General features: G+C 40.8%; 7 protein-coding genes. 3 read left to right on the plus strand and 4 right to left on the minus strand.

Annotation, left to right across the window (positions count from 1 at the left end; genetic code table 11):
* The 3 genes from AZH43_RS13655 to AZH43_RS13665 all read left to right on the plus strand — a co-directional run bounded on the left by AZH43_RS13655 (position 1) and on the right by AZH43_RS13665 (position 2,843).
* Positions 1 to 687: a response regulator gene (locus AZH43_RS13655; protein ID WP_067670605.1), complete on the plus strand. Its 687-nt coding sequence runs from the start codon at positions 1 to 3 to the stop codon at positions 685 to 687.
* A 100-nt stretch (positions 688 to 787) separates the two neighbouring features.
* Complete coding sequence (locus AZH43_RS13660; protein WP_067670607.1) at positions 788 to 1,294, plus strand: GNAT family N-acetyltransferase; 507 nt, start codon at positions 788 to 790, stop codon at positions 1,292 to 1,294.
* Positions 1,295 to 1,487: 193 nt separating this feature from the next.
* Positions 1,488 to 2,843, plus strand: a complete 1,356-nt coding sequence (locus tag AZH43_RS13665; protein ID WP_067670608.1) for an amino acid permease — start codon at positions 1,488 to 1,490, stop codon at positions 2,841 to 2,843.
* A gap of 720 nt (positions 2,844 to 3,563) precedes the next feature.
* On the opposite strand, the gene AZH43_RS13670 is transcribed toward AZH43_RS13665, so the two are convergent.
* The 4 genes from AZH43_RS13670 to AZH43_RS13685 all read right to left on the minus strand — a co-directional run.
* Entirely contained in the window at positions 3,564 to 5,483 is a 1,920-nt protein-coding gene (locus tag AZH43_RS13670) for an acyltransferase family protein (RefSeq protein WP_067670610.1), read from the minus strand.
* A 195-nt stretch (positions 5,484 to 5,678) separates the two neighbouring features.
* Entirely contained in the window at positions 5,679 to 6,050 is a 372-nt protein-coding gene (locus AZH43_RS13675) for an MmcQ/YjbR family DNA-binding protein (protein WP_067670612.1), read from the minus strand.
* A gap of 43 nt (positions 6,051 to 6,093) precedes the next feature.
* Complete coding sequence (locus tag AZH43_RS13680; protein WP_067670614.1) at positions 6,094 to 6,699, minus strand: L,D-transpeptidase family protein; 606 nt, start codon at positions 6,697 to 6,699, stop codon at positions 6,094 to 6,096.
* 112 nt (positions 6,700 to 6,811) lie between these two features.
* A partial coding sequence (locus AZH43_RS13685) for a protein adenylyltransferase SelO (protein WP_206598958.1) occupies positions 6,812 to 8,196 on the minus strand: 1,385 nt, incomplete at its 5' end.

The following is an 8,196-nucleotide window of genomic DNA, read 5'->3' on the forward strand; positions in this document are numbered from 1 at the left end:
ATGAAACACATCATGCTGGTTGAAGATGAAGTAGAACTTGCACAACTGGTGCGTGATTATTTAGAAGCGGCTGGTTTTGAAGTCAGCATGTTTCATGATGGGCAAGAAGCGTATGACAGCTTCAGCCAGCGTAAGCCGAGCCTGATGATTTTAGATCTGATGGTGCCGCGCATGGATGGCCTGACCATTTGCCGCAAAGTGCGTGAACAGTCTGATCTGCCGATTATTATGGTCACTGCGCGCACTGAAGAGATTGACCGTGTATTGGGCTTGAATATGGGGGCAGATGATTATGTCTGCAAACCTTTTAGCCCGAAAGAACTGGTTGCCCGTGTGCAGGCTGTTTTACGCCGTTTAGAGCGCAAGGCTGAACCTGAAAGCAATGATTTATTCCGTATGGATAAAGGCCAGCAGCGCATTTGGTATCAGCAGAAGTCGCTGAATTTAACCCCGACAGAATTCCGTTTGCTGGAGCTGTTTTTAGAACATGTCGGACAGGTGTATTCGCGTGCACAGCTGCTGGATCATATTAACCCAGACAGTTTTGAAGTTGCCGACCGTGTGATTGACAGCCACATTAAAAATTTGCGCCGTAAAATTTCAGATGCTGCGGAAACAGGCAACCGCCATGAATGGATTCAGGCCGTGTATGGGGTCGGCTACCGTTTTGAATATCCTGAAGACTGATTGGATTGAAGCGATTAAAATGAGCGGACAGGCGGGAGCTTCTCCGCTCATTTTATTTTAAAATCAAAAAAACGATTCAGCATTTGAGTAGAGAAAAGCAATGAATATAACCATCAGAGATGAGACGGAAGCAGATATTTCCGCCATTGAAGCATTGACCCAAGCAGCTTTTTTGAATGCGGCGCATTCCAGCCATACAGAACAGTTTATTGTGAATCAGCTGCGCAAGGCTCAGCAGTTAAGCCTGTCTTTGGTCGCTGAAGATCAGCAGCAGATTGTGGGGCATGTGGCGGTCTCTCCTGTCCGTATTTCTTCGGGTGATGCAGGCTGGTACGGTTTAGGGCCTATTTCTGTGTGTCCGGATAAGCAGGGCTTAGGCATTGGCTCCATGCTGATGCACGCCGCTTTACAGCGATTGAAAGCTTTAGGTGCAGAAGGCTGTGTGCTGCTGGGCGATCCGAATTATTATGCGCGTTTCGGTTTTAAACCTGTTTCCGGTTTGGTTTTACCCGGTGTGCCGCAGGAATATTTTCAAGCTGTTTCTTTTACTGGGACTTTTCCGCAAGGCGAGGTCACATATCACGATGCCTTTAATGCTGCGGAATAGGATTTGCATTTTATTTGCTCAAAAATCATTTAATTGATGAAGAAATTGTTTAGTTGGAAATTTTTAAGTCATTAATTTAAATAAATATTCTTGAATTTTTGAGTGTGAAACCGACCTTTATGAAGATTGGCGGGCTAGGCTGCAAGGCGCTTAGTATTTACAATTCACTTTTTATTGTTGTTGAGAGTGTGTTTTGAACAGCGAAACGCCTAAACTTCAGCGCCGTTTGAAGAACCGCCATATTCAATTAATTGCCATGGGCGGTGCAATTGGCACGGGACTATTCCTGGGTTCAGCACATATTATTCAATCCGCAGGGCCTTCAATTATTTTAGGCTACTTTATTGGCGGGTTGATTGCCTTCATGATTATGCGCCAGCTGGGTGAAATGATTGTGCATGAACCGGTAACAGGCTCATTCAGTTATTTTGCCTTTAAATACTGGAGTAAATTTTCAGGTTTTTTAACGGGCTGGAATTACTGGATTTTATATATTTTAGTGGCCATGACTGAACTGACTGCCATTGGCAAATATGTCAATTACTGGTGGCCGCATATTCCAGCATGGGTTTCCGTTTTAGTCTTCTTTGTTGTTGTTACGCTGGCGAATCTCGCCAATGTCAAAATTTATGGCGAATCTGAATTTTGGCTGTCGATGATTAAGGTGATTGCAATTATTGCGATGATTCTTTTTGGCGTGTATTTGCTGTTTACCGCCGATGCCGGATCAACAGTTTCAATCAGCAATTTATGGGCGCATGGCGGATTTTTCCCGCATGGCTTTGAAGGCCTGTTTTACATGCTGGCTTTTATGATGTTTGCTTTTGGCGGCATTGAGCTGATAAGTATGGCGGCTGCTGAAACAGAAAATCCTGAAAAGAATATTCCTAAAGCAGTAAATCAGACAGTCATCCGGGTATTTCTATTCTATATCTGCTCTTTAGCTGTTCTGCTGTCTTTGGTGCCGTGGAATCAATTAGATTTAGGCGGGCTGGACAAGAGTCCTTTTGTGCTGATTTTTAAGCAGATGGGGATTGAATGGGCCGCGCATTTACTGAATTTTATTATTTTGACGGCGTCCTTGTCGGTCTGCAACAGCGGGATGTACGCCAATAGCCGGATGCTGCTGGGCTTGGCAGAACAGGGCAATGCGCCAAGCTTATTTAAGCGTGTGAATAAACAAGGCATTCCAGTCCCTGCTGTGCTGTTTTCTGCATTGCTGATTTTTGGCTGTGTTCTATTGAATTACTTTGTGCCTGAAAAAGCGCTGAGTTATTTGATTTATATTGTTGTGAGCGCTGCAGTGCTGAACTGGATTTTGATCAGCCTGATTCATCTTAAATTTAGACAAGCGATGAAACAGCAGGGGATTAAAACCAAATTTCCGGCTTTATTTGCGCCATTCACCAATTATTTTGTCTTGGCGTTTATGCTGATGATTTTATATATTATGTGGAATCAGGGCTTTATGCTTTCAGTGCTGATGCTGCCGGTATGGATTGCGCTGCTGTATGTGCTGTTTAAAGTGATGCAAGCGAAGAAGGTTTAAAGCTGATAAAGGTTCAGGGATGAGCCTTTTGCAATGAGAAAGTCTTTGTGCACTGCCGCTAAAGAATGATTTTGAAAAATGTTCAAGAAATAGCTTGAATGAGTGTTTGAATATTTTTTAAGTTATTGATATATAATTTTAATTTAAAATATATGGTGTTCGTTTTGTTAATTTGAGAACAAATTAATTTCATTTATTTTCTTGAATGATAAAGTAAAAATAATGCTTTTAAAATGCACGCCAAAATGAATAATTTATCAATTAAATATCCTAATTCTCTCTGGATTAAATCTTGGTTTGGTTTTGCTTTAGGGGTAATTTCTGTTGCTTTAAGTTTCTTTGGACTATCGAAGGAGCTTACTTTAGCAGGAATTTTAAGTACTTTAGGGTTCTTATGTTTTTGGTATCTGTGGAGCTAAATGACGGGGTGGAATAAATCTATAAAGATTTTTTTTAAAGTAGATCATCAAGCGACGAGTAAGTCTTATACCTATTTAACACTGATTGCGACAGTGCTAATTATCATTTCCCTGATGATCGGCTTATTATCTAATTGGGGGTAATAAAAATGAGGCATACGGTATTTAAATACTAAACATTCTATCAGACTGAATTATATAAAAATAATAAATTTAGAAAGGGGCGGGTTTAAAATTTTAGTATGTCAATTAACCTAAATGACTTTAAAAAATTAAAGCCATTTAGGCGTACTTTGAATTTTTATGGATTGAGGGCTTCTTTAAACATTGGAATTAAAAGCTTATTTCCATATTCACTTAAGTGATTACCATCACGATAAATCGGGCGTCCTTTATATTCAGAAATACATTCATTCCCTTTACATAAAAGTAATGCAGGGTCTAGGGCTTTGGATTGACATTGCCTAGCACTTTCTTGAATAATTTTGCGAATTTCTCCTGATCTTTTTAAATACACGTCGTGTGAAATAAATATTTTTTCATTGCGCTTGTAGAATACATTCTTAATGATTCTTTGCGGTAAATTGAAACCAACCTCTGGAATGGGTTGCACGATATAAACAGGGTTGGTCTTAGAGGTTTGACATAAAACTTCAGTTAGATTCTTTTGAAATGAATTCATTCGATTCTTTTGAGTGATTTCTGGATTATCATCAAAATAAACAGAAGGTCTAGAGCTCCTAGCATCCATGTGATCAGGGTCATTTTCTCCAATTAAGTAGCTTGGGTATCTCGCAATGAAAACCATTGGAATATTTTCATATTTTTTGGATGCAATTAAGTTTAAGCGTTGCTGGTTAATTTCAGGGCAAGGACTTTTATCTTTGTAAAACTGCAGATTGGGAATAAATGGGCAGGCAGAAGTTGCAAATGAAATGATACCTTCCGCTTTCAAATTAAAAGTAGTTGCCACAGAGGTGGTCAATGCATCAGCATGGCTATCTCCAATAACAATGGCTTTAATTTTAGTTGGGTTTCCTATAACACATTCATGTAACTCTTGTTGGTCGCAATCATAAGGATTGGTATTATTGATTTCTTCGTTTGCGATTTTAGCTGCTTCTGGAAGTCGCGAATCTACACCATCATTAGATTTGAGGAAATGGCCGAAGCCTAAAAGGAATAAAGCGAGATAAATTGCTTTCACTTTATAAATTTCTTTCCAAGATGAATAGCGTGGGAAATGAATCTTTTCAATAGCGTGATAACTTAAGACGCCACATAAAATTGACAGCGGAATTCCGTACATCCACCAATTTTCGAGGCCAAGATAGAAACCCAAAACAACTAAGGGCCAATGCCAGACATAAATTGAATATGACCATTTTCCAACGTGGCTAAAAATTGGATTATTAATCAATATATTTTGCTGATGATTACTCACAATAATTAAATAAGCACCAAGAACAGGAATAAGGGCCATATAACCCGGCCAAAGTGTTTCACTAGATATAAAGATATACGATGCTAGAATCAGAACGAGTCCTAGGCATTGAGTCATGAGCTGTGATTTTTTGGTTTTTAATGACCAAGGATAGAGGAATGCTAAACCACCTATGAGCATTTCCCATGCGCGACTTGTTAGTAGAAAATAGGAAGTTTTGCTGTCTTTATAGGTTGCAAAAATACAATAAATAAAGCTGACTAAAAAGAGCCCAAACACCACGCGTTTTAAATTATGAAGGCTTAAATATTTTTTAAGAATCAAAATGATAAGTGGAAAAACAATATAAAATTGCCATTCAACAGACAAAGACCATGTATGTAATAACCATTTTGTATGCTCAGCAGTATCAAAATAGCCACCGCCTTTTGAAAAAAGAATATTGGAGATAAAGAAAGAGCTTTTTTCGACTTGTCGTCCTAAATCTTTATAATCAACTGGTGCCAAATAGAACCAGCCGAATATGACTAAAATGATAGTCATCGTGGCCAAAACAGGAATAATTCGGTTTGCACGCGCTGTATAAAATTTAAATAGATTAAATGTGTTTTTTTCAATGCCATTAAAAATAATGGCGGTCATCAAGAAACCAGAAATGACAAAGAAAACATCGACGCCCGTGAAGCCGCCGGTTAGCCATTGAGGATTAAAGTGAAATAGTACAACAGCCAATACGGCTATGGCTCGTAATTCATTGATATCGTGTCTGAATTGCATAAATAAAATTGCTAATCATTTAGTTTGGGGTGATTCTAACTTTAATTGGAGAGTGATCGATTAAAATTTCCATTTTTAAAATTTTTTGTTCAAAACATGCAGACTGTTTTCTCATTTGATTGATATGATTTTAGATCAGTGAGATGCTGTTTTTATTTTGAGTTTTGAATTAGAAAATAATAGTTAAAAATCATGCTATAGAAGTCGGAGGAGCTCAATCCGTTTCCGTTGTCCTTTATTTAACTTTGACACTACCAACTCATAAGAATTCAGCACCAAATCCTGTACTAAACCTTCATCCAGATCTTCATCTTCATACACAGAAATCCAGTGCTGCTTATTCATATGCCAGCCTGCTTGAATATACGCATAAATATCCTTCAGCATTGCGCCATTATCTGGCAGCACCTTTAAATTGATGGCAGCTTTGCCATTTAAATGAAAACTCAGCATAAAGACTTTATCCATGACTTTATATACATCACAGCCTTCACCAAAGGGTTGGCTGCATGTGGTTTCAGGCAAGGCAAGGGCAACTTTCGCAGCATCAGTATGTAATTCGGTCATAAATGTTTTCGTCAAAAGATGGATGCGCAATGAGTTCAATTTATTATGGGTGAATTTCAATCACCGTACCATTATTCACCAATTGCCAAATTTCATCTATATCAATATTGCGCACAGCAATACAGCCCCAAGTCCAATCTTTTTGAGGGAAATAAGTCATCAATTGAGGGAATGCTTTAACCTGCTTCGCTGTGGCGGAACCATGAATCATAATATTTCCGCCGCTCGAAACGCTTAACTTTTTTGCCTTGTCCAGGTCTAAGGCATTGGGATATGAAATGTGCAGCGATTTATAAAAAGAACTTTGAGCATTGCGCCAATCAAGCTCATAGCGTCCTTCAGGGGTTTTTCCATCACCTTCTTGGACTTTATGGCCTGTAGGCGCAAAACCGAGACGGATGGGGTAGCGGCGTACGACTGTATTTTGATGCTGCAATACCAAATAGCGCTGACTTTTATACACATGAATGCTGTCAATCGGCGAGTTCTTCCGAAGAGATTGTATTTGTGCCGCAGAGAGCGGGACTGGAAACAAAACTTCCCCCGCAGATGTCGGCAGATACTTATTGTATTTTTGATAGGCGGCATAGGCCGTAAATAAGCAAATGAGCAATATTCCGCCTAAAATAAATAGATGCTTTTTTTTCATATTGGCTATTTTAATAGGGTCAATCCATGCGCTATAAGTGGGATTGATTGTGGATAATATCTAAATTATCCACAATTTGATCGCTGTGTGTGGATGATTCTGTCGCGCTTGCTTAAGAAGAACAGCTCACCATCACTTCTGGCACATCACTTGGCAATGGCGCTAAATCTTCAGGCTTTTCTAAATCTGGCTGTCTGCTGTAAGGCTGGCTCAGCAGGGTAAATAAACGCTCTACCTCAGAAAAGTCATTGCGTTCGGCCAGCTCAATCGCTTTTTGCGCCATGTGGTTGCGTAAAATATAGTGCGGGTTGGCTTTCGCCATTTCGGCAGCTAAACCGTCCGTGTCCTGATGGTCGCGAATCTGTTCATACTGCGCCAGAAATAACTCAAATTGATGGCGGTCTAGGCAGTCATCTTTTATGGCTTCATATTCTTTATTTTGCAGGCGGATAAAGCTTTGCGTGTAATCCAGCTGTTCAGATTGCAAAATCCGTAAAAAGGCCATAGCGCAGTCAAAGCTGTCTTTATGAAAACTCGGCAGGCCCATTTTTTGACTTAACCCAAGCTGGTAATGTTCTAAGAAGGTCGGCTCAAAATGTTCTAAACACTTGGCAAGGTCCTCTTTCCACTGCTCTTTGTCATAACCGGCAGGGCAGAGCGGAATGAGGTTGTTCAGCCATTGCCATAAATTCCAATGACCAATGCTGGGCTGCTGCTGATAGGTATAGCGCCCTTGGTAGTCCGAATGGTTGTTGATCCAATTTGGACGGAAACGCTCCATAAAGCCATAAGGGCCGAAATCCAATGTCGAGCCTGTAATATTCAGATTGTCGGTATTCATCACGCCATGTGCAAAGCCCACCAGCTGCCACTTGGCAATCATCACGGCTGTGCGCTGAATCACTTTGGTAGCGAAAGCTAAAACTGGCTGTTCGGCATCAAGGCATTCAGGGTAGTGCCATTCAATGCATTTTTGGGTAAATTCCGGCAGCAAATCGGACTGATATTGATTGATCCATTCAAAATGCCCTAACCGGATATGGCAGTCTGAGGTGCGCAGCATCATGGCGCCCAGTTCCAGTTTTTCACGCTGTACGCCTTGCTCTGACGTTGTAAAACCGGCGGCATTGCTGGAGGGAACACCTAGTGCATTTAAGGCATGGCCAGCTAAATATTCACGGATCACCGAGCGCAGTACCGCACGCCCATCCCCCATGCGGGAATACGGGGTAGAACCTGCGCCTTTTAAATGCAGATCAATGGTTTGACCCTTCTTATCCAGAATCTGCGCAATCAGCAGTCCGCGCCCATCGCCCAATTGGCCGGCCCATTGGCCGAATTGATGGCCTGCATAAACCATGGCTAAAGGTTCAAATTCCGTAAAGGTTTTTTGCCCGCTGCAGATTTCAACCCACGCAGTTTTATCTTCTGCGGACCATTGCAGCGAGGACTCAGCTGCTGCGGGCTGTATCGCCACACCGTTTGTATGATGAGTCG

It is taken from the genome of Acinetobacter pragensis (assembly GCF_001605895.1).
GTDB lineage: Bacteria > Pseudomonadota > Gammaproteobacteria > Pseudomonadales > Moraxellaceae > Acinetobacter > Acinetobacter pragensis.